Source organism: Mesorhizobium sp. C268A (assembly GCF_040324475.1).
In the GTDB taxonomy this organism is placed as follows: Bacteria; Pseudomonadota; Alphaproteobacteria; order Rhizobiales; family Rhizobiaceae; genus Mesorhizobium.
The window spans coordinates 673,966-694,205 of record NZ_JAMYVX010000001.1 but is presented as its reverse complement, the minus strand read 5'-3'; the positions used below and the strand labels follow the sequence as shown (position 1 = coordinate 694,205).

24 protein-coding genes are annotated in these 20,240 nt (G+C 62.8%); 14 read left to right on the top strand and 10 right to left on the bottom strand.

The window, feature by feature from the left end:
• Window positions 1-31: 31 nt before the first annotated feature.
• From NKL06_RS03475 to NKL06_RS03455, 5 genes are all read left to right on the top strand, one after another.
• On the top strand, window positions 32-256 hold the full coding sequence (locus tag NKL06_RS03475) for a hypothetical protein (RefSeq protein ID WP_023671503.1): 225 nt from the start codon (window positions 32-34) through the stop codon (window positions 254-256).
• Window positions 256-663 carry a hypothetical protein gene (locus tag NKL06_RS03470; RefSeq protein WP_023671504.1) on the top strand — a complete coding sequence of 136 codons (408 nt, stop codon included), beginning with the start codon at window positions 256-258 and terminating at the stop codon, window positions 661-663. The genes NKL06_RS03475 and NKL06_RS03470 overlap by 1 nt, the downstream gene beginning before the upstream one ends.
• A gap of 1 nt (window position 664) precedes the next feature.
• Complete coding sequence (locus NKL06_RS03465; protein WP_023671505.1) at window positions 665-829, top strand: hypothetical protein; 165 nt, start codon at window positions 665-667, stop codon at window positions 827-829.
• Window positions 830-833: 4 nt separating this feature from the next.
• Window positions 834-1,214, top strand: a complete 381-nt coding sequence (locus tag NKL06_RS03460) for a YkgJ family cysteine cluster protein (protein WP_023715196.1) — start codon at window positions 834-836, stop codon at window positions 1,212-1,214.
• Between the two features lie 69 nt (window positions 1,215-1,283).
• Entirely contained in the window at window positions 1,284-1,895 is a 612-nt protein-coding gene (locus tag NKL06_RS03455) for a LysE family translocator (RefSeq protein ID WP_023694695.1), read from the top strand.
• A gap of 23 nt (window positions 1,896-1,918) precedes the next feature.
• On the opposite strand, the gene NKL06_RS03450 is transcribed toward NKL06_RS03455, so the two are convergent.
• On the bottom strand, window positions 1,919-2,911 hold the full coding sequence (locus NKL06_RS03450) for an AraC family transcriptional regulator (RefSeq protein WP_023694696.1): 993 nt from the start codon (window positions 2,909-2,911) through the stop codon (window positions 1,919-1,921).
• A 182-nt stretch (window positions 2,912-3,093) separates the two neighbouring features.
• Here NKL06_RS03450 and NKL06_RS03445 point away from each other — a divergent pair, with 182 nt between their 5' ends.
• Both NKL06_RS03445 and NKL06_RS03440 read left to right on the top strand, forming a co-directional pair.
• Complete coding sequence (locus tag NKL06_RS03445) at window positions 3,094-3,519, top strand: GFA family protein (protein ID WP_023734267.1); 426 nt, start codon at window positions 3,094-3,096, stop codon at window positions 3,517-3,519.
• 56 nt (window positions 3,520-3,575) lie between these two features.
• Complete coding sequence (locus tag NKL06_RS03440; RefSeq protein WP_023694698.1) at window positions 3,576-4,091, top strand: OsmC family protein; 516 nt, start codon at window positions 3,576-3,578, stop codon at window positions 4,089-4,091.
• A gap of 71 nt (window positions 4,092-4,162) precedes the next feature.
• Here the strand turns inward: NKL06_RS03440 and NKL06_RS03435 are convergent, their stop codons facing one another.
• The 3 genes from NKL06_RS03435 to NKL06_RS03425 are packed head-to-tail and all read right to left on the bottom strand — an operon-like array spanning window position 4,163 to window position 6,068.
• Window positions 4,163-4,549 (bottom strand): nuclear transport factor 2 family protein, encoded by a 387-nt coding sequence (locus NKL06_RS03435; RefSeq protein WP_023694699.1) that lies wholly within the window; start codon window positions 4,547-4,549, stop codon window positions 4,163-4,165.
• A gap of 17 nt (window positions 4,550-4,566) precedes the next feature.
• On the bottom strand, window positions 4,567-5,016 hold the full coding sequence (locus NKL06_RS03430; protein WP_023694700.1) for an OsmC family peroxiredoxin: 450 nt from the start codon (window positions 5,014-5,016) through the stop codon (window positions 4,567-4,569).
• A 41-nt stretch (window positions 5,017-5,057) separates the two neighbouring features.
• The gene (locus NKL06_RS03425) at window positions 5,058-6,068 is read right to left on the bottom strand and encodes a zinc-dependent alcohol dehydrogenase family protein (protein ID WP_023808291.1); all 1,011 of its coding nucleotides are present in this window, start codon (window positions 6,066-6,068) and stop codon (window positions 5,058-5,060) included.
• 102 nt (window positions 6,069-6,170) lie between these two features.
• On the opposite strand from NKL06_RS03425, the gene NKL06_RS03420 reads away from it, so the two are divergent.
• Entirely contained in the window at window positions 6,171-6,779 is a 609-nt protein-coding gene (locus tag NKL06_RS03420) for a TetR/AcrR family transcriptional regulator (RefSeq protein WP_023684303.1), read from the top strand.
• Between the two features lie 143 nt (window positions 6,780-6,922).
• Here NKL06_RS03420 and groL read toward each other — a convergent pair whose 3' ends face one another.
• The 4 genes from groL to NKL06_RS03400 form a co-directional block, all read right to left on the bottom strand.
• Window positions 6,923-8,578, bottom strand: a complete 1,656-nt coding sequence (gene groL / locus NKL06_RS03415) for a chaperonin GroEL (RefSeq protein WP_023709705.1) — start codon at window positions 8,576-8,578, stop codon at window positions 6,923-6,925.
• Window positions 8,579-8,641: 63 nt separating this feature from the next.
• Window positions 8,642-8,938: a co-chaperone GroES gene (groES, locus tag NKL06_RS03410; protein ID WP_006203049.1), complete on the bottom strand. Its 297-nt coding sequence runs from the start codon at window positions 8,936-8,938 to the stop codon at window positions 8,642-8,644.
• Between the two features lie 239 nt (window positions 8,939-9,177).
• The gene (locus NKL06_RS03405) at window positions 9,178-10,101 is read right to left on the bottom strand and encodes a hypothetical protein (protein ID WP_023694745.1); all 924 of its coding nucleotides are present in this window, start codon (window positions 10,099-10,101) and stop codon (window positions 9,178-9,180) included.
• A gap of 331 nt (window positions 10,102-10,432) precedes the next feature.
• Complete coding sequence (locus tag NKL06_RS03400) at window positions 10,433-11,230, bottom strand: class I SAM-dependent methyltransferase (protein ID WP_023694746.1); 798 nt, start codon at window positions 11,228-11,230, stop codon at window positions 10,433-10,435.
• 83 nt (window positions 11,231-11,313) lie between these two features.
• Between NKL06_RS03400 and NKL06_RS03395 the strand changes: the two genes are divergently transcribed.
• Window positions 11,314-12,183 carry a hypothetical protein gene (locus tag NKL06_RS03395; protein WP_023808304.1) on the top strand — a complete coding sequence of 290 codons (870 nt, stop codon included), beginning with the start codon at window positions 11,314-11,316 and terminating at the stop codon, window positions 12,181-12,183.
• Here the strand turns inward: NKL06_RS03395 and NKL06_RS03390 are convergent.
• On the bottom strand, window positions 12,180-12,806 hold the full coding sequence (locus tag NKL06_RS03390) for a TetR/AcrR family transcriptional regulator (RefSeq protein ID WP_023694748.1): 627 nt from the start codon (window positions 12,804-12,806) through the stop codon (window positions 12,180-12,182). The genes NKL06_RS03395 and NKL06_RS03390 overlap by 4 nt on opposite strands.
• A gap of 170 nt (window positions 12,807-12,976) precedes the next feature.
• Here NKL06_RS03390 and NKL06_RS03385 point away from each other — a divergent pair, with 170 nt between their 5' ends.
• Together NKL06_RS03385 and NKL06_RS03380 are read left to right on the top strand one after the other, a co-directional pair.
• Window positions 12,977-14,164, top strand: a complete 1,188-nt coding sequence (locus NKL06_RS03385; protein WP_023694749.1) for an MFS transporter — start codon at window positions 12,977-12,979, stop codon at window positions 14,162-14,164.
• 79 nt (window positions 14,165-14,243) lie between these two features.
• Window positions 14,244-15,179, top strand: coding sequence for a bifunctional helix-turn-helix transcriptional regulator/GNAT family N-acetyltransferase (locus tag NKL06_RS03380; protein WP_023694750.1), 936 nt, complete (start codon window positions 14,244-14,246; stop codon window positions 15,177-15,179).
• Between the two features lie 54 nt (window positions 15,180-15,233).
• Here the strand turns inward: NKL06_RS03380 and NKL06_RS03375 are convergent, their stop codons facing one another.
• Window positions 15,234-16,067 carry an AraC family transcriptional regulator gene (locus tag NKL06_RS03375; protein WP_023808305.1) on the bottom strand — a complete coding sequence of 278 codons (834 nt, stop codon included), beginning with the start codon at window positions 16,065-16,067 and terminating at the stop codon, window positions 15,234-15,236.
• 463 nt (window positions 16,068-16,530) lie between these two features.
• Here NKL06_RS03375 and NKL06_RS03370 point away from each other — a divergent pair, with 463 nt between their 5' ends.
• The 3 genes from NKL06_RS03370 to NKL06_RS03360 all read left to right on the top strand — a co-directional run bounded on the left by NKL06_RS03370 (window position 16,531) and on the right by NKL06_RS03360 (window position 20,077).
• Window positions 16,531-17,001 carry a MarR family winged helix-turn-helix transcriptional regulator gene (locus NKL06_RS03370; protein WP_031203001.1) on the top strand — a complete coding sequence of 157 codons (471 nt, stop codon included), beginning with the start codon at window positions 16,531-16,533 and terminating at the stop codon, window positions 16,999-17,001.
• Window positions 16,998-18,191, top strand: coding sequence for an HlyD family secretion protein (locus tag NKL06_RS03365; RefSeq protein ID WP_023694753.1), 1,194 nt, complete (start codon window positions 16,998-17,000; stop codon window positions 18,189-18,191). Before NKL06_RS03370 ends, NKL06_RS03365 begins: the two co-directional genes overlap by 4 nt.
• Before the next feature lie 350 nt (window positions 18,192-18,541).
• Window positions 18,542-20,077 (top strand): DHA2 family efflux MFS transporter permease subunit, encoded by a 1,536-nt coding sequence (locus NKL06_RS03360; RefSeq protein ID WP_023694754.1) that lies wholly within the window; start codon window positions 18,542-18,544, stop codon window positions 20,075-20,077.
• Window positions 20,078-20,240 lie beyond the last annotated feature (163 nt).

The window sequence follows — 20,240 nt, the reverse complement described above, 5'->3', positions numbered from 1 at the left end:
ATCGGCACCAGGCTCCCGACAGGAGAAAGTTTTGACCACTCAATCCAAGACTGCCGACCAGGCCGGCTCGCTGTTCAGCAAGACGCAAACCCAGTCGATGTCACTCAACCGCATCCTGTCCGAGCGTGATGCCGTCAGCGAGGCGCGCGAAGCCAAGACCGCGCGCTTGCGCGAACTGCGCAAGGAAAAGGAAGCCGACGACATGGCAGCGGCCGCAGCCCTTGCGGCGCTGCCGAAGCGGGCAGGCAAACGCTGATGGCCACCAAGCGCGTACCGCCGACGCCGATCGATGCCGATGCGACCATAGCGTCCATGGTCCCGGGCCTGGACAAGCCGGTCGAATATGTCCGCCGTGTGCTGGAAAAGCTCGAGCGCTGCAAGCGCGCGCATGGCGATGCCCAGGTGCGCGTCGGCGTGCGCGGCCGTGCCGAAGCCCCGAACTATCTGGTCGAATATGTCCGCGAGGACAAAAAGACCCAGGAGCGCGTGACCTACCAGGATGCCGCCTATAGCGGCAGCACGCATCGCGAACTGGCGGCGCACCACATCGCCGAGGCGAGGAACTGGTCGCCCGAGGAAATGAACATCACAGCGGTCTCGGCGCTGATCGGCCGCTTGCGCAATCCGCGCGCACCATCATCGCGCTTTTCCGACGAGGACTGACATGGCCATAAAGTTTTCCACCAAGGACCAGCCGGCAGCGCCGGCTGCTGCCACTGCAAAGCAGGCCAAGCCCGCTGCCGCGCCGAAGGCCGCCGAACCGTCGGCAACCGATCTGTTCGAGGCGCCAGCCGCCACGCCCAAGGGCAAGGCAGGCAAGAAGAAATAGCGCCTTGCCGCACCAAGCCGATCGCAATCTCGCAGCACCTGGGCTGGTCGCGTTGGCCGCCAGGGATATCCGGTCGTCAAAACAGGACGACCAGCCGGTTTTCGATTGCCAGAGCTGCGGCGCCTGCTGCTCCTACTCGGCCGAATGGCCGCGCTTCTCGACCGAGGACGATGCGCAACTTGACCGGATTCCGGAAAAGTTCGTGTCCGCCGACCTGTCCGGCATGCGCTGCGAGGGCGTGCGCTGTTCGGCGCTTACGGGCGAGATCGGCAAGCACACGGCCTGCGGCATCTACGAGATCCGCCCGGACGTCTGCCACGCCTGCATGCCTGGCGGCGACGATTGCCTGATGGCGCGCAAGGCGCACGGGATGCCAACGATCTAGCCGACGCCCACCTTGCCTCATCCCACATCCCCCGATAGCTTCCACTACGGGCAGGGCGTTGGAGGAACCATGAGCATCGAATTCCTGTTGACGTCGCTGATCGTCGTGGCTTCGCCCGGCACCGGCGTTCTCTACACGCTGAGCGCCGGGCTTTCGCGAGGCGCGCGCGCCTCGATCACTGCTGCATTCGGCTGCACGCTTGGCATCATCCCGCATATGGCCGCCGCCATCACCGGCCTGGCGGCGCTGCTGCACACAAGTGCTGTCGCCTTCGAGACGCTGAAATATCTCGGCGTCGCCTATCTCCTCTACATGGCCTGGAACACGCTGAAGGAGAAGGGCGGCCTGAGCGTCGATGAAAACGCGGCACCCCGCTCGGCAGCCAAGGTCATCACTTCCGGCATCCTGATCAACATCCTGAACCCGAAGCTGTCGATCTTCTTCTTTGCCTTCCTGCCGCAATTCGTCAGCACGACCGAACCGAACGCATTTGCCAAGATGCTGGAGCTCTCGAGCGTCTTCATGCTGCTGACCTTGGTCGTCTTCGTCGCTTACGGCATCTTTGCCGCCTCGATCCGCAGCCATGTCGTGTCGCGGCCGATGGTGCTGACCTGGATGCGCCGCACCTTCGCCGGCGCCTTTGTCATGCTTGGGGCCAAGCTGGCGCTGGCTGATCGATAGAACAGGATCTGGCAGGCATTGGCCTACTCTTCGTCGGTTCCGGATCCGGTCCGGATGCCTAGACGCCAGGCGGAGGGCGGAAGGCCGATCATCTTCTTGAAGGCGCGGCTGAACGCTGCCTCGGATTCGTATCCGATTTCAGCGGCGATGCTGGCCATGTTGCTGGAGCCGGCGCTGAGCAGCTCCGAGGCGATCTGCATGCGCCATTTGGCGAGATAATGCATTGGCGGCATGCCGACCAGTCTGGTGAAGCGTTCGGCGAGCACGCTGCGCGACAGCGCGGAGTCCTTCGCCAGCGCCTCCACCGTCCAGTTATGCGCCGGCCGGTCGTGGATCAGCGCCAGTGCCCTCGCCAGGTGCGGATCGCGCAGGCCAGCCAGCCATCCCGTGGTTTGTGGCGGCAGCGATTCCAAGTAACGGCGCAACACGTCGACAAACATCAGTTCGCTCAGTTTGGTGAGCACCGTTTCACTGCCTGCGCGCTTTTGCGCCACCTCCGTGACAGCCAGGTTGATGAACTGGCTGAGCCAGCCGCCATCGCCTTTGGCATCTCCGGCCTTGATCACCGGCGGCAAAGCCTCGAGCAGTGGATTGAAAGGCTGTGCATCACAGGCGAGATAGCCGCAAACCAGCCTGGCCGAGGTCGCGCCGTCGCCGGCGCAGTTGATGTAAAACGGCATCCGGCCGGCTGTTGCGATGTCGAGAACGTCGGCTGTCGGCGGATCGGCGCGCAACGCCGGATTGCTGGACATAATGTGCGGGTCGCTCCTGGTGAAGACGACGACTTCGCCGGCCTCCAGCGCGATCGCTTCCTGGCCGACGATGCGCGCGAAGCAGCGACCGGCCGTTACCACATGGTAGGAGATCAGATGGTCCGCGCCGGGCAGGATCTTCGGCAGGATGGACGATGGCGCCGGCGAACAGACGGCCCACGGCTCGTGGCCCTCAATGTCAAAAAACGTCGCGCCGGTAAGGCGTACCGTCCTCAACAGGTCAGACAGAGCATCCCCGGCCATTCCGTTTCGTCCCGCACCCGGCTAGCCGGTGAGCCATCCCTTTCGAGTTCCGGACGCGCTGTCAAGCGAGGCGGACGCCGTATCATTCAGTTCGCGGCCAGAACTCCTAAGCCTGCACCGGTGCTCAAGCGCTGCCGAGAGTGGGCGCTGAGTGCTGTCGAAACCAACCAGGGACAAAAGTCATGACGGTACATAAGGGCGGGTGTTTTTGCGGCGCTGTGGAAATCGAAGTGCACGGAGCCGCCGAGGCAATGGGCTATTGCCATTGCGGTTCTTGTCGATCGTGGTCGGCGTCTCCCGTGAACGCCTTCACGCTGTGGAAGCCTCAGAACGTCAAGGTCACCAGGGGCGCGGAGTTCCTGTCCGGGTTCGAGAAGACCGAAATGAGCGATCGCCAGTTCTGCACGAAATGCGGTGGTCATCTGATGACCGTTCATCCGCCGCTCGGCCTGGTCGATGTCTATGCGGCAACCATACCAGGCGTGAAATTCACGCCTGGGGTTCACGTCAACTACGCTGAGACCGTGCTGCCGATGAAGGACGGGCTGCCCAAGCTCAGGGACTTTCCGGCTGAGCTCGGCGGCTCCGGCATCGCGGTGCCGGAATAAGGCCCGGCCACTGCTCGCCATTTTTGACAACGACAATTCAAGACAGGAGATTGTTCATGGAAATCGCAACATTTCGCGCCACGCAGGAGCCGATCAAGGATCTCTATCGCAGGGATGCAAAGGCCGCGTTCCTCACCTTGAAAGCCAAGGGTGTCGCCGACGCGTCCACCGTGACCTGTAAGGTCGAGACCGGACGCGGGCTGGCGCTTGCCGGCATCCACCCGATGGCCGGGGGCAGCGGCCAGGAACTCTGCTCCGGCGACATGCTGCTGGAGGCGCTGATCGCATGCGCCGGTGTCTCGATGCGCGCGGCGGCGGCCGTGCTCGAAATTCCGATCAGGTCCGCCGAAGTTTCCGCGGAAGGTGACGTCGATCTTCGCGGCACGCTCGGCGTGACTGCGGGTGTTCCAGTGGGCTTCAAGGAAATCCGCTTGCGGTTCGACATCGACACCGACGCTCCCCAAAGTCAGCTCGACCAACTGCTCGAACTCACGGATCGCTATTGCGTGATCTTCCAGACCATCCAGAACAGTCCCAGCACCACGGTGAAGCTGCACCGCGTCAGCCAGTGACCAGAAAACCGGCCCGGAAACTCGACTTGAGCGAGATTCCGGGCTGGGAACGGGAGTGCCGGGCAACGCTTCTATCCTTTGACGTAACCCATCGCCTCGACGATCAGCCCGTCCGCGACACGCATCAGGTTGACGCCGCGGATGGAGTTGCCGTCGGCCATGAAGTAGCGCCAGCGGATCGTCGCCCGTTCACCGGCGACGAAGGTTTCCTCGAGGTCGAAGCGCGTGCCGGGCTGGGTGGCGATCGCCGACCATAGGTCAATGCATGCCTCTTTGCCGGCATGGCGGGCGCCGTCCGGCGCCGGCACGGTGTTTTCGATAACGCAATCCTGCGCCACCAACTCGGCAAGCGCGGACGGATCGTGCAACTGGAACACATCGTTGAAGCGACGCATGATCTCGGCCGTCTGGCTAGAGTGGTCGTCCGGATGAATGCTCGTGATGCTGTCCTGGCTCATCTCATACCTCCTGGTTTTCATTGTTCCGTGGCAGTGGTGGCGGCCAGCTCGGCCTTGAGGGTGATGGTTGTAACGCCGGCCAAAGCGCGAGAGACAAGGCAGGTCGTCTTCGCCGTCTCCGCTATACGCTGGAATTCGGCAGGCTGAAGGCCGGGAATCTCTGCTTCCGTTTCGAGCTCGATGCGGGTGATCGTCGGCCCGGCGGCGGTCGCGCCGAGATGCACCTTGGCGACGGTGCGGATGGTGCGGGCGACGTGGCCTTCCTGGCCGAGGATGAAGGTCAGCGCCATCGAGAAGCAGCCGGCATGTGCTGCCCCGATCAGCTCTTCGGGATTGGTGCCCGGACCGTTCTCGAACCGCGACGGAAAGGAATAGGCGCCTTCGAAGACGCCGCTGCCAAGCCGCAGACGGCCGCCGCCTTCCTTCAGCGTGCCTTGCCATTCTGCGGAAGCTTCACGGATGGTCATGGTCGTTCTCCTGGTTCGGGGTTGAAAAGCGGCCAATTGGGTCAGGCGCAGTCGATGACAACCTTCCCGAACACGTCGCCCTGCTGGAAGTGGCGGTACGCTTCGGGGGCTTCGGCAAAGGGGAAGACCCTGTCGATAACGGGCTTGAGGCGATGCTGCGACACGGCGCGCAGCATGGCCTCGAGATTGCTGCGGCTGCCGACGAACAGGCGGCTGATGGTGGCGAGGCTGCGCTGATAAAGCGCTGCCGGCATCTCGATCGATCTGCCACTGGCATCCTGCAGCGTCAGCAGCACGATGTGTCCATAAAGCGTGCTGGCAATCAGCGACTGCGCGAAGGTGGCCGGGCCGCCGGTTTCGACGACGAGGTCGATGCCGCCTGTCTGCTCGCGCGCCCAGCCGCCCCATTCCGGTATGTCGGTGCTGGAGACAACGAGGTCGGCGCCCAGCGCCCGCAGCCTGTCGGCCTTCTCCGCGCGCGATGTGATGGCGACAACCCGGCAGCCGAGCAACTTGGCGAACTGCAGAGCAAACAGCGAAACGCCACCCGAACCGATGGTGAGAACCCATTGACCAGGCTTCGGAATCCGGGTCCCGGTCACCGCGTTCCAGGCCGTCACGCCGGCGCAGGTCAGCGTCGCCGCTTCGTGCCAGCTCAGATGATCGGGCAGTCGCGCCGCCCATTGTTCGTCGAGCACGGCAAACTCAGTCAGCATGCCGTCCAGCGTACAGCCGAGCTGGTCGATCAGACCGGCATTGATGCGGCCATCGATCCAGCGGGCGAAGTAGCTGCCGGTGACGCGGTCGCCGACGGCAAAACGGGTGACGGCATCGCCGATTGCGACGACGTCACCGGCGCCGTCGCTCAGCGGCACGATGCCTTGCCGCGGCGGCAACGGATAGGTGCCGCCAAGGATCATCGTGTCGCGCCGATTGAGCGAGGCGGCGCGGACTCGCACCACGATCTCATGCGGTTTCGGTTCCGTCCGCGCCTCGTCGCGCATCGCCAGGGATTCGGTTCCACCAAACCCTTCAAGACGGTAGCTGCGCATATCACTCTCCTATATAATATATAGACTGATCTACATATTATATAGACCGATTGTCATATTCTTGGCAAGGCCTATAATGCGTCACTGCTGACAGAGGTTGACATGGCCAACGACACCCGCACCCGCATACTCGAGACCACAGGCCTGTTGCTCAGGCAGCGCGGCTATCACGGCACCTCGCTCAACGACATTCTGGGCGCCAGCGGGGCGCCGCGCGGCTCGCTCTATTTTCATTTCCCGGGCGGCAAGGACCAACTGGTCATCGAGGTGACGCGCAACAGCGTTGCCGACGTCACGAAAAGGCTGGGCGAAGCACTGGCAGCCGAGAGCGATCCTGCAGTGGCCGTCCATCACATCTACCAGTCGGTCGGGCGCATGCTGGAGGACAATGATTTTTCGCTGGGTTGCCCCATCGCGCCGGTGGTGCTGGATTCACCCACCGATGTGCCGGAACTGGCGGAACTCTGCCGATCGGCTTTCGAGCAATGGATCGGCTTGCTGCGACAGGCCTTCGTCAGGGCAGGGGTGCCCGAACGCCGCGCGCACGCTTTGGCGCTGCTGATCGAATCGTCGCTGGAAGGGCTTATGGTGATTGCGCGGGCCACCCGCGACCGTGCACCGGTGCTGGTGGTGGCCGACGAGGTGGCGGCGCTTGTCGAGCAGGCGGTGCTTGCAGGCAAGGTTGCGCGGCAGGCGGACAGCGCCGCCTAACCATCCGCTTTCCAAAACAAAAAAGGGCGCCTCTCGGCGCCCTTTCCGTATGCATAAGCCAGATAGCTTGGATTAGAAATGCCGCCACTCAAGCCCGCTTGCGGGCTTGAGCAACTTTAGCTCATAGGCGGCTTTATGGATTCTTAGAAATCCATGCCGCCCATGCCGCCCATGCCGCCGCCGCCCATGCCGCCAGGCATGCCGCCGCCAGCAGACTCCTTCTTGGGAGCCTCCGCGATCATGGCTTCGGTGGTGACGAGCAGGCCGGCGACCGAAGCCGCGTCCTGGAGAGCGGTGCGAACGACCTTGACCGGGTCGACGATGCCCATGGCGATCATGTCGCCATACTCGCCGGTCTGGGCGTTGTAGCCGTAGGTCGCGCCCTTGTTGTCGAGGATCTTGCCGGCAACGATCGAAGCTTCAGCACCTGCGTTCGAAGCGATCTGACGGGCCGGAGCCTGCAGTGCACGACGAACGATGTTGATGCCGGCAGCCTGGTCGGCATTGACGCCGGTGACCTTGATGTTGGCCGAAGCGCGCAGGAGAGCGACGCCGCCGCCTGCAACGATGCCTTCTTCCACGGCCGCGCGGGTCGCGTTGAGGGCGTCATCGACGCGGTCCTTCTTTTCCTTGACTTCGACTTCCGTCGCGCCGCCGACACGGATCACCGCAACGCCGCCGGCGAGCTTCGCCAGACGTTCCTGCAGCTTCTCCTTGTCGTAGTCCGACGTGGTCTCTTCGATCTGCTGCTTGATCTGGGCAACGCGGCCCTGGATCTCGGCCTTCTTGCCGGCGCCGTCGACGATGGTGGTGTTCTCCTTGGAGATTGACACCTTCTTGGCGCGGCCGAGCATGTTGAGGCCGACATTCTCGAGCTTGATGCCGAGGTCTTCCGAGATGACCTGGCCACCGGTCAGGATGGCGATGTCTTCCAGCATGGCCTTGCGGCGATCACCGAAGCCCGGCGCCTTGACGGCGGCGATCTTCAGGCCACCGCGCAGCTTGTTGACGACCAGCGTGGCCAGAGCCTCGCCTTCGACGTCTTCCGAGATGATGAGCAGCGGCTTGGAGGTCTGCACGACAGCTTCGAGAACCGGCAGCATGGCCTGGAGGTTGGACAGCTTCTTCTCGTGCAGGAGGATGTAGACGTCCTCGAGCTCGGCAACCATCTTGTCGGCGTTGGTGACGAAGTAGGGCGAGAGATAGCCGCGGTCGAACTGCATGCCTTCGACGACTTCCAGCTCGGTCTCGGCGGTCTTGGCTTCTTCAACCGTGATGACGCCTTCATTGCCGACCTTCTGCATCGCTTCGGCGATCATGGCGCCGACCGACTCGTCGCCATTGGCCGAGATCGTGCCGACCTGGGCAACTTCCTCGGAGGTCTTGATCTTCTTGGCAGCCTTGCCGAGAGCCGCGACGACTTCGGTCACGGCCAGGTCGATGCCGCGCTTCAGGTCCATCGGGTTCATGCCGGCGGCAACCGCCTTGTGGCCTTCCTGGACGATCGACTGCGCCAGGACGGTCGCGGTCGTGGTGCCGTCGCCGGCGATGTCGTTGGTCTTCGAAGCAACTTCGCGGACCATCTGCGCGCCCATGTTTTCGAACTTGTCTTCAAGCTCGATTTCCTTGGCGACGGTGACGCCGTCCTTGGTTATGCGCGGTGCGCCGAACGACTTGTCGATGACGACGTTGCGGCCCTTGGGGCCGAGCGTGACCTTCACCGCGTCGGCGAGGATGTTGACGCCGCGCAGCATGCGCTCGCGGGCGTCGCGGGAGAATTTTACGTCTTTAGCAGCCATTTTTTAGCTCCTGGCAGGGGGCTTGCGATCAAGCCCGAAATTAGTTGACGGTGAGGCCGATAATCAGCCGATGATGCCCATAATGTCGGATTCCTTCATGATCAGAAGGTCTTCGCCATTGAGCTTGACTTCGGTGCCCGACCACTTGCCGAACAGGATGCGGTCGCCGGCTTTGACGTCCAGCGGGACCAGCTTGCCGGCTTCGTCGCGAGCGCCGGAGCCGACGGCGATGATCTCGCCTTCCTGCGGCTTTTCCTTTGCCGTATCCGGGATGATGATCCCGCCGGCGGTCTTGGATTCGGATTCGACCCGGCGTACGACCACGCGGTCATGAAGCGGGCGGAACTTCGACTTTGCCATTTTTTCTTCCTCGAATGAGAACGGTGAGAGCTGTTCCTCGATCCGGCGGTGCCGGATGTGCGTTAGCACTCACCTGGGGAGAGTGCTAACGTCGCGCTGAAATAAGCGCGTGGCTTTCGAGAGTCAAGGCGCGCGGGAAGGGGCAATAGCGCGAAATTTTTCCAAAGTTGCCTCACGATTCCGGAAAACCCGGCTCGCTGCCTGAACGCAGGCCCGAATGCCGTCCTGTCGATGGGAACTCAATGTCCGAGGCGCAGGCCGATCTCGCGCGTTTCAAAATCCAGCAACAGGCTATTCTTCTCGAAGTAGCGGATGCCGACGATGTTATGCTCGAGCCCGGGAACGATCTCCACCTCGGGATTGTAGGTGGTCTTGAAATTCCAATCGTCCTGTCCGTCGGCTTTTACCAGGACTTTCGTGCCTCGGTTCAGCGACGAATACGGCGCCGAGGCGTCGGTGGAGACCATGATCGTTGAGTTGCCCGTATCGTAAAGCGTTGGCCGGCACGTCGGTTCAAATCCCCGTGAGATACAGGCGTCGATCGTGGGAAAATTGTATCGCAAGCTGGCCACTTTCCAGCTTTGCACCCTGAAGTCCCTTTTTACGTCTTTCGGCACGCCGATATGGAGCGCTTCCACTTGCGGGCAGTTGCCGTCCTCGTTTGTGCAGACCTTCCATTTGGCGCCGATCGGCGAGAGGTAATAGCCTTTGTGGAGGCCGGGCCCAAAGTTCACATAGGCAAGCGGAGATTTGATGATCCGGTCTGGTCCGCCTCCGCCAACGGGAGAGATACCGAAAGTGCCTTTGGCCCAAAGCGGGCCACCAACGATTTCGCCGGTACTTCGCCTGACTACTTTGTAGCGGACGAGGAACGGGATTGCAGTGATGGTGGCGACCGGGGATTTCGGCGACCCGAAAGCCACGCGAGCATAGGCAACGTTGCCGTACTCATCGTAAGTTCCATACGTCATCACCGCCTGTTGCGTGGTCACCATGATGCCGTCGATCTGCTGATCCTTCGTGATCTTTATTCCTGTGTCCGAACAGAGTTCGGCCGACAGCACCGATTGGCACTCGATCGTCATTCCGCTCGATCCGGTATCGAGCAGCAAAGGCTGGTTTACTGTGTGATCGCCGAGCGAAAGGATTTTCACATAAAGCATGCGAATGTTCCTTGGCTCTCCGGGATACTCCAATTTGATCAAAGGCACGATCAACGAGTGTGCATCTTCGCATTGGGCCGGTGGCAATGTGGCCCCGAGTGCCGCGGCAATTGCCATCAGGCGTGCAAACCATTGAAAGCGAATCCCCAATGCATCCCTCCCGCAGAGCTGAACTACTGGAGGAAAGTCTAGTTTCCGCATGCCAAAGTAAAGCTCTGAAGCTGGCCGACTCCGCAAATTGCGGCGAACCAAGGCCAGATGGTCATGCCGCCCTAGACTTCGACAGGCTTCGCCCACCGAGTGTCATGCGGCACCAGCGTGCCGAAGAAATCTACCGGCGCCGCAGCGATTCAAGCACCAGAAGCGGGCATCGTTCCGCCAGCCCATAAGTCCCTGTCGGTGCGAGGCGGACATGGCCGAAAAACCGGCTCGCCTCTTCGACCAGCGTCGCCGCCGGGGCGAAACTGTAGACAGTCTGCGAATTCGCATAGACATCGATGGTGCCGATGACCGGCATCTCCCATCCGGTCGTGGCGGCAAGGGCTTCCCGGTCGGCAAACATCGCATCGAAGGCGTCGAGGATCGCCCGCACCGGAATGGCGCGGTCGGGATCGCTGCCGGCACAAGCCATGGCAATGCGCCATTTGAGTTCGTGGAAGGTCGCGACACCACCGGAAAGCGTCAGCGCCCGGACCTCCTGCAGATCATCCTGTTCCTGAGGACTTGCATAGGCGCGCAATGCAGCCCGCCCACCGGACTTCAGCACACGCGCAATCTCGGCAAGCAGCGCCTGCCGTGCTACCGAGGAGTCCAGCGCCGACAGGCAGCCGTCGCCGATCACCGCCCGGGCGCTTTCGTCGCCCAGCGGCAGCTCCAGCCAGTTGCCGATCACCGCCTTGCGTGACGCGGTATCGCCCGGCCAGATGCCCGATATCATGGCAGTGGACTCGTCGATCGCGAGCATGGTCCTTCCGAGGCCGGCAAGCTCCGGCGTGACCCCGAGCAGCACCACATCGACCGATTGCAGGCTAAGTTCGCGCTCATAGGCGGCGACAGCTTCCGGGGGCGGACACAGCGGCGACCCGAGAAGCCGCCAGTGACGGCGAATTGCGTCCCAATGCTCAGTCATGCGGAACGGTTTGGGGAAAGGCTGGACATATTTCCTTCCAGGCTGTTGGTTGCCTTGCGAGTTGCCTCATGCATGGAAAGGCCATGGCCCGCATTGCCGTCATAACGCATGAATTTGACCGCTTCCAGAGCCGGCGGGGCCTCCTGCTGCGCCAGGACAGCCCCTACATGCTGTTCGACGTCCTGGCGGAGTTGAAACGGCGCGGTCACTCCGTGCAGATCATGCGTGGACCCTCGGCAAGTCATAACGCCGATATTGCCGTCCTGCATGTCGACGCGACAGTGACGCCATCGGACTATGTCGACTACGCGCGCGGATTTCCGATTTGTCTCAATCTTGGTGCGACCGACATTTCCAAGCGCCGCATTAGCGGTGCGATCCTCGAGGAGGGTGCCAACTGGAGCGGCCAGGTCATCGTCAAGAGCAACCTCAATCATTGGGGGACGCCCGAGGAGCAGCTCAACCGAAAATCCGTTCGCGCCGGCAAGGCAGTGCCTTTCCCGGGCGCGCAGACCTTCGACCGTTATCAGGTGCATGCCTCGCTGGCCGATGTGGCGCCGGAGATTTTCAGGCGTGCCGACCTGATCGTGGAAAAATTCATTCCCGAAATCGAGCCCGACGGGTTTGCGGCGCGGTTCTGGATATTCTGCGGCGATCGGGAGCGCTGCACCCGCTATGTCTCGCCGCAGCGCCTGGTCAAGGGCGACGACACCGTCCGCCGGGAGCCGGTTGCGGTTCCCGACGAACTGCGCGCCTTGCGTCGGAAGCTGGGCTTCGACTATGGCAAATTCGACTTTGTCCTGCATGAGGGCAGGGCGGTGCTGCTCGATGCCAACAAGACCCCAGGTCGCGCCAGGAACCTGTCGAAGATCGTTGCCGCCGGCACCGCCAACCTGGCCGACGGCTTCGAAAACCTCATCCACCAGACCGGACGGTGTCGAATCGGGCGCTAGAGGAACAACCCCAGCTGCGTATGGATGATCGACCGGTAGTCCTCGATGGTGTGGCGGCTTTCCTCTTGGTCCTGGGTCAGCGCCATGCGCACGACGCCGCCGGCCAGTTGGAAGATCAGGAAAACCATACGGCCGAACTCATTGCGTCGCTCTGGCGCGAGAAAGGGGCCGACATGGTCGCAGAACATCGTCGCCTGGCGCCGGGTTTCGGCGATGTCGAGATTCTTCAGCGCCTTGTCAGCCTGGATGGCGTTTTGCAGGTCCTGGATGGCGGGGTCGCCGGCGACACGCTCATAATAGTCGTCGAGTAGGCGGTCGGCCGCCGCGATGACGTCGTCCAGCCCGCCAATGTCGGCAACGATGGCGGCAAGCCGGGCGCGGCTCACTTCGGAGAACCGCTCGTAGAGCATCGCCAGGATCGCCGACTTGTTGGGAAAATAATGATAGACAGTGGCGATCGGCCCGCCGGCCTGTGCGCCGACTTCCTTCATGGTGACGGCGTCGATGCCTTTCTCGCCGATCAGCCGCATGGTCGTCGACAGGATGGCGTCGATGCGCTCGCGGCTGCGCTCCTGTTTGGGCCTGCGCCTCGGTTCGGTCGTCATCTGCACTGCTTCGTTCATGCCGCCATCCTCTCGATCGCCCAGACCATTCGATCGCCAAGACCATCCCCAGCCTTGTTGGTGCCAAGTCCCGCTACTGATTGACAAACGAATATGATCGAGTATCAGTTTCTAAATGCTGACAGACTGTCAGTTTTTTTGCCGTCAGGCAAGGACGTTGGGAGGCGACCGTGACTTCTGCTGGTAACGCCGATGCCGGGAACGGCGACTGGCTGGTCGGCAACCCGACTGGGGCGCAACTCGCCTCGGCATTGTGGATCGGCTCGGTCGGCTTGCTCATTCTCGGGCTGCAGCCGGTGCTTCTCGGCGCGCTCTACACCGAAGGACATGTCAGCGGTGACGAACTCGCGCTGGTCGCCACGGCGGAGATGATCGCCATCGGCATCGGATCGGCGGTCATCGCCATGATGCTGTCCGCCCACAATATGCGCTCGAAAAGTGCCGTCCTTCTGCTCTTGTTGGCGCTGGCGAACGGGGCGACCGCCTATGCGCTGACCTCGACCTCGCTGATTGCCGCCCGCGCGGTGGCGGGCCTCGCCGAGGGTGGGCTGGTGGCGGTCGCCACGGAACTGATCGCCCGTTCGCGCCGGGCCGAGCGCATCGGCGGCTTCTTCGTCACCCTTCAGACCCTGGCGCAATGCGCCCTTGCCCTGCTGCTGGCGCTTTACGTCATCCCGGCCGCCGGATCGGCAGGCGGCTTCATCGTCCTTGCCGTCGTCTGCATCGCTTCGGTGGCGGTCGCCTTCATCGTCCCCGATAGCTATGCCGACCTGCCCAAGGAGGAACAGTTCAGCAATGTGCTGACCGTTCCTTCGCTTGCCGCTTTGCTGTGCGTCTTCTGCTACTTTATGTTCTTCGGCTCGGTCTGGGCGTTTCTCGAGCCGCTTGGCGCACAATACGGCATCGATGGCCGCAGCGTCGGCCTGATCGTCTCGGCCAGCCTCGCATTGCAGGTGCTGGGTGCAATGACGGCTACCGTCTTCGAGGCGCGTATCGACTACCGCTTCGCCATCGTGGCGATCGGCGTGGTCGCCGTCGCCAGTTCCGTGGTGCTCGCCGGCAGCCCCGGCCTGACGGTTTTCTGGGTCGCGGCCTTGATCATGGGCTTCATCCTTCTGTTCATCGTGCCCTATCAGATCCGGCTGGCGATCACCGCCGACGAGACGCGCACGGCCGTGCTTCTGGTGCCGGCGGCCCAGCTTTTCGGTCTGGCGATCGGCCCGGTCGCGGCATCGCTGCTGATCGACGGCAAGGATTTTCGGCCGGTGCCGGAATTTGCCGCCGCCAGTGCTGCGGCCAGCGTCGTGCTGCTCGGCCTGTTCGTCCTGATCGCACGGCGCCGCCGCGCCATCGCCTGAGACACGACCGGGGGAGCATCTCCTCGATACTTGACTAAGTCAAATAAATGACCGATCGTTGATGGGCAGGAGGCTTCCCATGACGATCCATCATCAACCCGGCAAGGAACGCATCGACGCGGTGCGGGCTTTCAACCGCTTCTACACCCGCCAGATAGGTCTGCTCGACGAAGGCCTGCTGAAAAGCGCCTTCTCGCTGACCGAGGCGCGGGTGCTCTACGAACTGGCGCATCGCGATGGCCTGACCGCCAGCGATCTCATCCGCGATCTCGGCCTCGACGCCGGTTATGTCAGCCGGCTCCTGAAGAAGTTCGAGCACCTGCAGCTGATTGCGCGCGCGCCGCTGGCGTCGGATGCGCGGCAGTCGTCGATCACGCTGACGCCGGTGGGGCGGCAGGCCTTCGCGCCGCTGAACCGGGCTTCGCACGACCAGGTCGCGGCCTTGCTGGAGCGGCTTCCTGCTGCCGAACAGGACCGGCTGGTCAAGGCCATGCAGACGGTGCAGCAACTCCTGGGCGACAGCCCGGAGTCCAAAGTGCCGTATGTGCTGCGCCCCTTGCAGGTCGGCGACATCGGCTGGGTGGTGCGCCGCCAAGGACAGATCTACGCACAGGACTATGGCTGGGACGAAACCTACGAGGCGCTGGTCGCCGAAATCCTCGGCGCCTTCGTAAAATCCTTCGATCCAGAATGGGAACGCAGCTGGATCGCCGAACGGCAAGGGGAGGTGGTCGGCTCGGTCTTCGTCGTGCGCAAGTCCGACGCGGTGGCGAAGCTGCGCCTGCTCTATGTCGAACCATCGGCGCGCGGCCTCGGCATCGGCAAGCGGCTGGTTCAGGAGTGCATCGGCTTTGCTCGCGCCAAGGGCTACAAGACGCTGACCCTATGGACCAACGACATCCTGACCGCCGCCCGCCACATCTACGAGAGTGCCGGCTTCAGGCTGGTGGACGAAGAGCGCCATCACGCCTTCGGCAAGGATCTGGTCGGCCAGAACTGGAACCTGGAGCTGTAGCGCCTTTTCACCTTCTCCCCTTATGGAAGAAGGCAAGAGCGCGCACAAACGCTCTCACACTCTAACCGGGACCCATATCTCCAGCCCGCCATTGCCGCTGCGCGGATCGAACTCCGGGCCGTAGCGCTCGAATTCGGGGCCGTCGGCTATATCGTGCCCCGAGGCCGGCAGCCATTTGTTCCAGATCGTGTTGACGGTGCGGCGGATGGTCGAGATGTGTTCCGCATGCGTGAAGACTGCGTATTTCTGCGCCGGCACGCGCACCCGGGAAAGCTCCTTCGGCAGGTCGGAGAAATCCAGCACTTCGACGCCGGCGATGTAATCGAAATTGCCGGCATCGTCGCCGTTGACGCAGACGCCATAGGCGACGTCGCCGGTCTCGCCCGGAATGTTGCCGATATAGGGACCGAAACGCTGCCACTGCATCGGAATGGCAGCGCTGGTCTCGCAGCTGTAGCGTTCGCCGAGCCCGGCAATGAGGAAGGGGCGGCCGGTCTCGAAGCGCGGCGGCGGCAGTGAGGCGAGGAAGGACTGGTCCATCAGGATCGGCTCCACGAGATCGAGATTGCTGAGGCTGCCCTGCGCGCGCACCAGTTCCGGCGTCGTGCCGAACTGGTCGCGGAAGGCGCGGGTGAAGGCTTCGTGCGAGGCGTAGCCGGCATCGAGCGCGACCGCGAGGATGTCGGGCGCGCCGGAAGCCAGCTTGCGCGCCGCTTCGGTCAACCGGCGCGCGCGCATATAGCCCATCACCGAACGGCCGGTTGCGGCGCCAAAGGCGCGCGTCACATGAAAGCGCGAGACGCCGCTGCTTTGCGCGACATCTTCAAGCGAGATCGCTTCCGGCAGATGGCTCTCGACAAACCACAGCGCTTTCTCGGTCGGGTTCATGAGTCTCCTCGCATTTGGCCGCACCATGCTGCCGGCTCTTTGCGAGGCCAGTTTGATCGAAATTGCGCCTGTCGTAAAATTGAAGGGCGCTGGTCGACTGTGGCAGGTCACCATCGTGGAAAGCCGCTGCTGGGCGGCCTCGGCCTGGCTCGCTGGGACAATATCCGGGCGCGCTGGGTGCGGGCACCATCCTTGCCTATGCCCTGTGGAACCACCGCCGGCTCGATGCCTTCGCCGCCGGCGAAATGCCGCCGAAAGCCTAGGTGTGCCGGTGGCGAGGACGCGCAAGACGACCTTTCTTCTCACGGCGTTCTCGACGGCAATTCACGTCTCGGTCGGGAGGTCATCCGCAACCGTCATTGCCTGTGCCGTGACCGCATCTGCATGGCTGCCATCCCTCTTTTTCGGCTCTGGCGCAATGCGGCGCCTTGAATGGTAAGCACGCTTATAATATATACCGCTCATGGTTTCCGACGGCATAGATAGATTGGGCTTTTTGATCCACGACGTGCAGCGCCTTATGCGCAAGCGCTTCGAGGCGCGCGCCCGCGGACTTGGCCTTTCCTCGGCACAATGGCGGCTTCTGGTTCGCGTTGCCAAGGAGGCGGGCGTCGCCCAGGCTCGCCTCGCCGAACTCCTCGAAATCGAGCCGATCAGCGTTTCACGCCTCGTCGACCGGATGGAGGAGGGCGGCTGGATCGAGCGGCGCTCCGACGCAACTGACCGGCGCGTGCGCATGATCTTCCCGACAGCCAAGGCGAACGCGGCCTATGCCGAGGTCAAAAGCCTTGCTGGCGAAGTTTATGAGGAATCGCTGGTCGGCGTTTCGCCGGACGACCGCCGCGTCCTGATCCGGGCGCTGGACACCATCGTGCAAAACCTGGCGGACGGCGAGACGTCGTCCTTGAAGAGTACGGAAGGGGCAGCAGCATGAACGCGGCAGCCAAGCTAGACGAGAATGTAACCAAGATCGAGACGCCGGCACAGCCTGCCGCCGAAGCGCCTGCACAGCCGGCCGCAGCACCTGTCGCGATGGCTCCCCCGGTTCAACCCGGTCCGGCTCCGGTCAAGAAGCGCCGCATCGGCCGCTTGCTGCTGATGGTCGCCCTGCCAGCCGCGCTGGCCATTGGTGGCGGTTATGTCTGGGTGACCGGCGGCCGCTATCAGGAAACCGAGAACGCCAATTTGCAGCAGGCCAAGGTGTCGATCGCCTCGGACACGGCCGGCCGCATCGTTCAGGTCGGCATCTCGGACAATCAGCAGGTCAAGCAGGGCGATGTGCTGTTTGCCGTCGACCCCGAGCCCTACCGGATCGCATTGGCGCAGGCCGACGCGGCGGTCGCAGTCGCACGGGTCGGAATCGAACAGCTGCGCGCCGCCTACAGCCAGGCACTGGCGCAGGAAAAGTCCGATGCCAGCCAGGTCGACTACGCGCAGTCGCAGTACGACCGCGCCGCCGACCTTGCCCAGAAGGGCATCAACGCCAAATCGTCGCTGGACGAGGCCAAGAACGATCTCGACAAGGCCAGGCAGCAACTGGCCGTTGCCGAGCAAGGCATCATCAGCGCCAAGGCGGCTCTCGCCGGCAATCCCGATATCGAGACCGACAAGCATCCGACGGTGATGGCCGCACTCGCCGCGCGCGACAAGGCCGCCTACGATCTGGCGCAGACCACGGTCAAGGCGCCGGCCGACGGCGTCATCAGCCAGGCCTCCTCGTTCAAGGTCGGCCAGTATGTCGGTTCCGGCACGCCGCTGTTTGCGTTGGTCGAGACCGGCGACACCTGGATCGATGCCAATTTCAAGGAAACCCAGCTTACCCACATGAAGCCTGGCCAGAAGGCCGAGATCGTCGTCGACACCTATCCGGGCAGAACTTTCGAAGCCACCGTCAAGGCGATCGGCGCCGGCACCGGCGCGGAGTTTTCGCTGCTGCCAGCTCAAAACGCCACCGGCAACTGGGTCAAGGTCACGCAGCGCATTCCGGTGCGCCTGGAGCTGACCGATGCCGACGCCAAAATGGCGCTGCGCACCGGTATGAGCGCCTCGGTTACGGTGGATACCGGCGTTGCTCGCGGGTTCCCCGCTATCTTTGGCCACGCCACCGCAGGCGAAGCACAATAGACTGTGAATGGACCGTGATCTCGAAAAGCAGGATCACGGCCCGGCAGAACGCCCGCCGCAGGCGAGGTGAAGTTGAGATGCCAGGATCGGTCCGACGGCAGGTTGAACGAGGGGTGGATTGGACCGGGCCGCATCGCGGCCTGCCCAGAACCTGGACCATCTCGGCGCCCATCCTTCGGACCTTGGATTTCCGGGCGGCAAGCGCCTGATGTGTCGAGACCTTCGATCGATGTAACCCCCCACATCGATAGATCGCGTCCCACCGCGATGAGGGTCTCTTCACCAGAGAAGGCCTCGCCGCCCGGAAACCTAATGTACACGTTTTTGTTACCTGTCGGAAGTTCCGCATCATGACCACACCAGAACCTTTCAAGGAAGTGCCGCATCGCGGCCTGATCACTGTGGCGCTGATGCTGGCGACGGTCATGCAGGCGCTCGACACCACGATCGCCAATGTCGCGCTGCCGACCATGACCGGCGACCTCGGCGCGTCGCCCGACAACATCAACTGGGTGTTGACCTCCTACATCGTTGCCGCCGCGATCATGACGCCGGTGACCGGCTGGCTGGCCGACCGCTTCGGCCGCAAGGAACTGTTCCTGGCGGCGGTTGTCGGCTTCACCGTGTTCTCGATGCTGTGCGGCATTGCCTGGAGCCTGGAGAGCATTGTGTTCTTCCGGCTGATGCAGGGCGTGTTCGGCGCAGCCATCGTGCCGCTGTCGCAGACCTTCCTGCTCGACATCAACCCCAGGGAACGCCACGGCCAGGCGATGGCCATCTGGGGCGCCGGCATCATGCTGGGGCCGATCCTGGGTCCGACGCTGGGCGGTTGGCTGACCGAGAATTTCAACTGGCGCTGGGTGTTCTTCATCAATTTGCCGGTCGGCATCATCGCCTTCCTCGGCATGGCAGCCTATTTGCCGGTCATTGCCCGGCGGATACGCAGCTTCGATTTCTTCGGTTTCGCCATGATTTCGCTCGGCGTCGGCGCACTGCAGCTGCTGCTCGACCGCGGCGGCGAGGTCGACTGGTTTTCCTCGGTCGAAATCTGGATCGAGCTTGCTCTTTCGATCACCGGCTTCTGGGTGTTCATCATCCACACACTGACGGCGGAACGTCCTTTCATCGACCCCAAGATCTTCCTCGACCGCAATTTCGTCACCGGTCTGGCCTTCATCTTCGTCATGGGCGTGCTGATCCTGGCCTCGATGTCGCTGCTGCCGCCGATGCTGTCGACCATCTTCGGCTATCCGACCGTGACCATCGGCGTCGTCCTGGGGCCGCGCGGTGTCGGCACGATGATTTCGATGCTTGTCGTTGGACGGCTCATGAGCAGGATCGACGCCCGCATCCTCGTCGTCATCGGCTTTCTGCTCACCGCGCAGTCGCTCTACACCATGTCCTCCTTCACGCCGCAGATGGACAATTGGCTGATCCTCAGCTCCGGCGTCATCCAGGGCCTGGGCATGGGCATGGTGTTCGTGCCGCTGTCCACGGTGGCCTTCGCCACGCTCGACGTGCGCTTCCGCACCGACGCCACGGCCCTGTTCAGCCTGGTTCGAAATCTCGGTTCGTCGATCGGCGTGTCGGTGGTGACGGTTCTCATGGTGCGCAACACGCAGGTCAATCACACCGAACTGTCGGCTTTCATCAACCCGTTCAACCCCAATTTGTGGGCGGCCTCGCCGGCGGCAGCAGGCGGCGATCCGACGGCACTTTCGCAGGTGGACCGCATGGTCAACATCCAGGCGATGATGATCTCCTACGTCAACGACTTCAAACTGCTGATGGTGATGACGCTGGTTGCCATTCCGTTTGTCTTCCTGCTGCGCAAGCCGAAGACCGCTCCGGCCGGCGCGGCCGCTCCTGCCGCGCATATGGATTGAGGCGGGCGCCGGTAGCGCTGGCAGCAAGCTGGTTGCCCCTGATGATTTGTTGCTCGGATGATCGTCAAAACCCGCGTGTGCAAAAAAATATCGATAATGAGCCGTTGGAAGTTGATTTGGAATAACATTTGCACCTTTGGTATCTGGTTGCTGACGCCTCCAA

Excerpts from the sequence above, each read along its gene's own strand:
- NKL06_RS03470 (WP_023671504.1), top strand. The coding sequence starts at position 256 with ATGGCCACCAAGCGCGTACCGCCGACGCCGATCGATGCCGATGCGACC.
- NKL06_RS03465 (WP_023671505.1), top strand. The coding sequence starts at position 665 with ATGGCCATAAAGTTTTCCACCAAGGACCAGCCGGCAGCGCCGGCTGCT.
- NKL06_RS03455 (WP_023694695.1), top strand. The coding sequence starts at position 1,284 with ATGAGCATCGAATTCCTGTTGACGTCGCTGATCGTCGTGGCTTCGCCC.
- NKL06_RS03450 (WP_023694696.1), bottom strand. The coding sequence starts at position 2,911 with ATGGCCGGGGATGCTCTGTCTGACCTGTTGAGGACGGTACGCCTTACC.
- NKL06_RS03445 (WP_023734267.1), top strand. The coding sequence starts at position 3,094 with ATGACGGTACATAAGGGCGGGTGTTTTTGCGGCGCTGTGGAAATCGAA.
- NKL06_RS03440 (WP_023694698.1), top strand. The coding sequence starts at position 3,576 with ATGGAAATCGCAACATTTCGCGCCACGCAGGAGCCGATCAAGGATCTC.
- NKL06_RS03435 (WP_023694699.1), bottom strand. The coding sequence starts at position 4,549 with ATGAGCCAGGACAGCATCACGAGCATTCATCCGGACGACCACTCTAGC.
- NKL06_RS03430 (WP_023694700.1), bottom strand. The coding sequence starts at position 5,016 with ATGACCATCCGTGAAGCTTCCGCAGAATGGCAAGGCACGCTGAAGGAA.
- NKL06_RS03425 (WP_023808291.1), bottom strand. The coding sequence starts at position 6,068 with ATGCGCAGCTACCGTCTTGAAGGGTTTGGTGGAACCGAATCCCTGGCG.
- NKL06_RS03420 (WP_023684303.1), top strand. The coding sequence starts at position 6,171 with ATGGCCAACGACACCCGCACCCGCATACTCGAGACCACAGGCCTGTTG.
- groL (WP_023709705.1), bottom strand. The coding sequence starts at position 8,578 with ATGGCTGCTAAAGACGTAAAATTCTCCCGCGACGCCCGCGAGCGCATG.
- groES (WP_006203049.1), bottom strand. The coding sequence starts at position 8,938 with ATGGCAAAGTCGAAGTTCCGCCCGCTTCATGACCGCGTGGTCGTACGC.
- NKL06_RS03405 (WP_023694745.1), bottom strand. The coding sequence starts at position 10,101 with ATGCTTTATGTGAAAATCCTTTCGCTCGGCGATCACACAGTAAACCAG.
- NKL06_RS03400 (WP_023694746.1), bottom strand. The coding sequence starts at position 11,230 with ATGACTGAGCATTGGGACGCAATTCGCCGTCACTGGCGGCTTCTCGGG.
- NKL06_RS03395 (WP_023808304.1), top strand. The coding sequence starts at position 11,314 with ATGGCCCGCATTGCCGTCATAACGCATGAATTTGACCGCTTCCAGAGC.
- NKL06_RS03390 (WP_023694748.1), bottom strand. The coding sequence starts at position 12,806 with ATGAACGAAGCAGTGCAGATGACGACCGAACCGAGGCGCAGGCCCAAA.
- NKL06_RS03380 (WP_023694750.1), top strand. The coding sequence starts at position 14,244 with ATGACGATCCATCATCAACCCGGCAAGGAACGCATCGACGCGGTGCGG.
- NKL06_RS03375 (WP_023808305.1), bottom strand. The coding sequence starts at position 16,067 with ATGAACCCGACCGAGAAAGCGCTGTGGTTTGTCGAGAGCCATCTGCCG.
- NKL06_RS03370 (WP_031203001.1), top strand. The coding sequence starts at position 16,531 with ATGGTTTCCGACGGCATAGATAGATTGGGCTTTTTGATCCACGACGTG.
- NKL06_RS03365 (WP_023694753.1), top strand. The coding sequence starts at position 16,998 with ATGAACGCGGCAGCCAAGCTAGACGAGAATGTAACCAAGATCGAGACG.
- NKL06_RS03360 (WP_023694754.1), top strand. The coding sequence starts at position 18,542 with ATGACCACACCAGAACCTTTCAAGGAAGTGCCGCATCGCGGCCTGATC.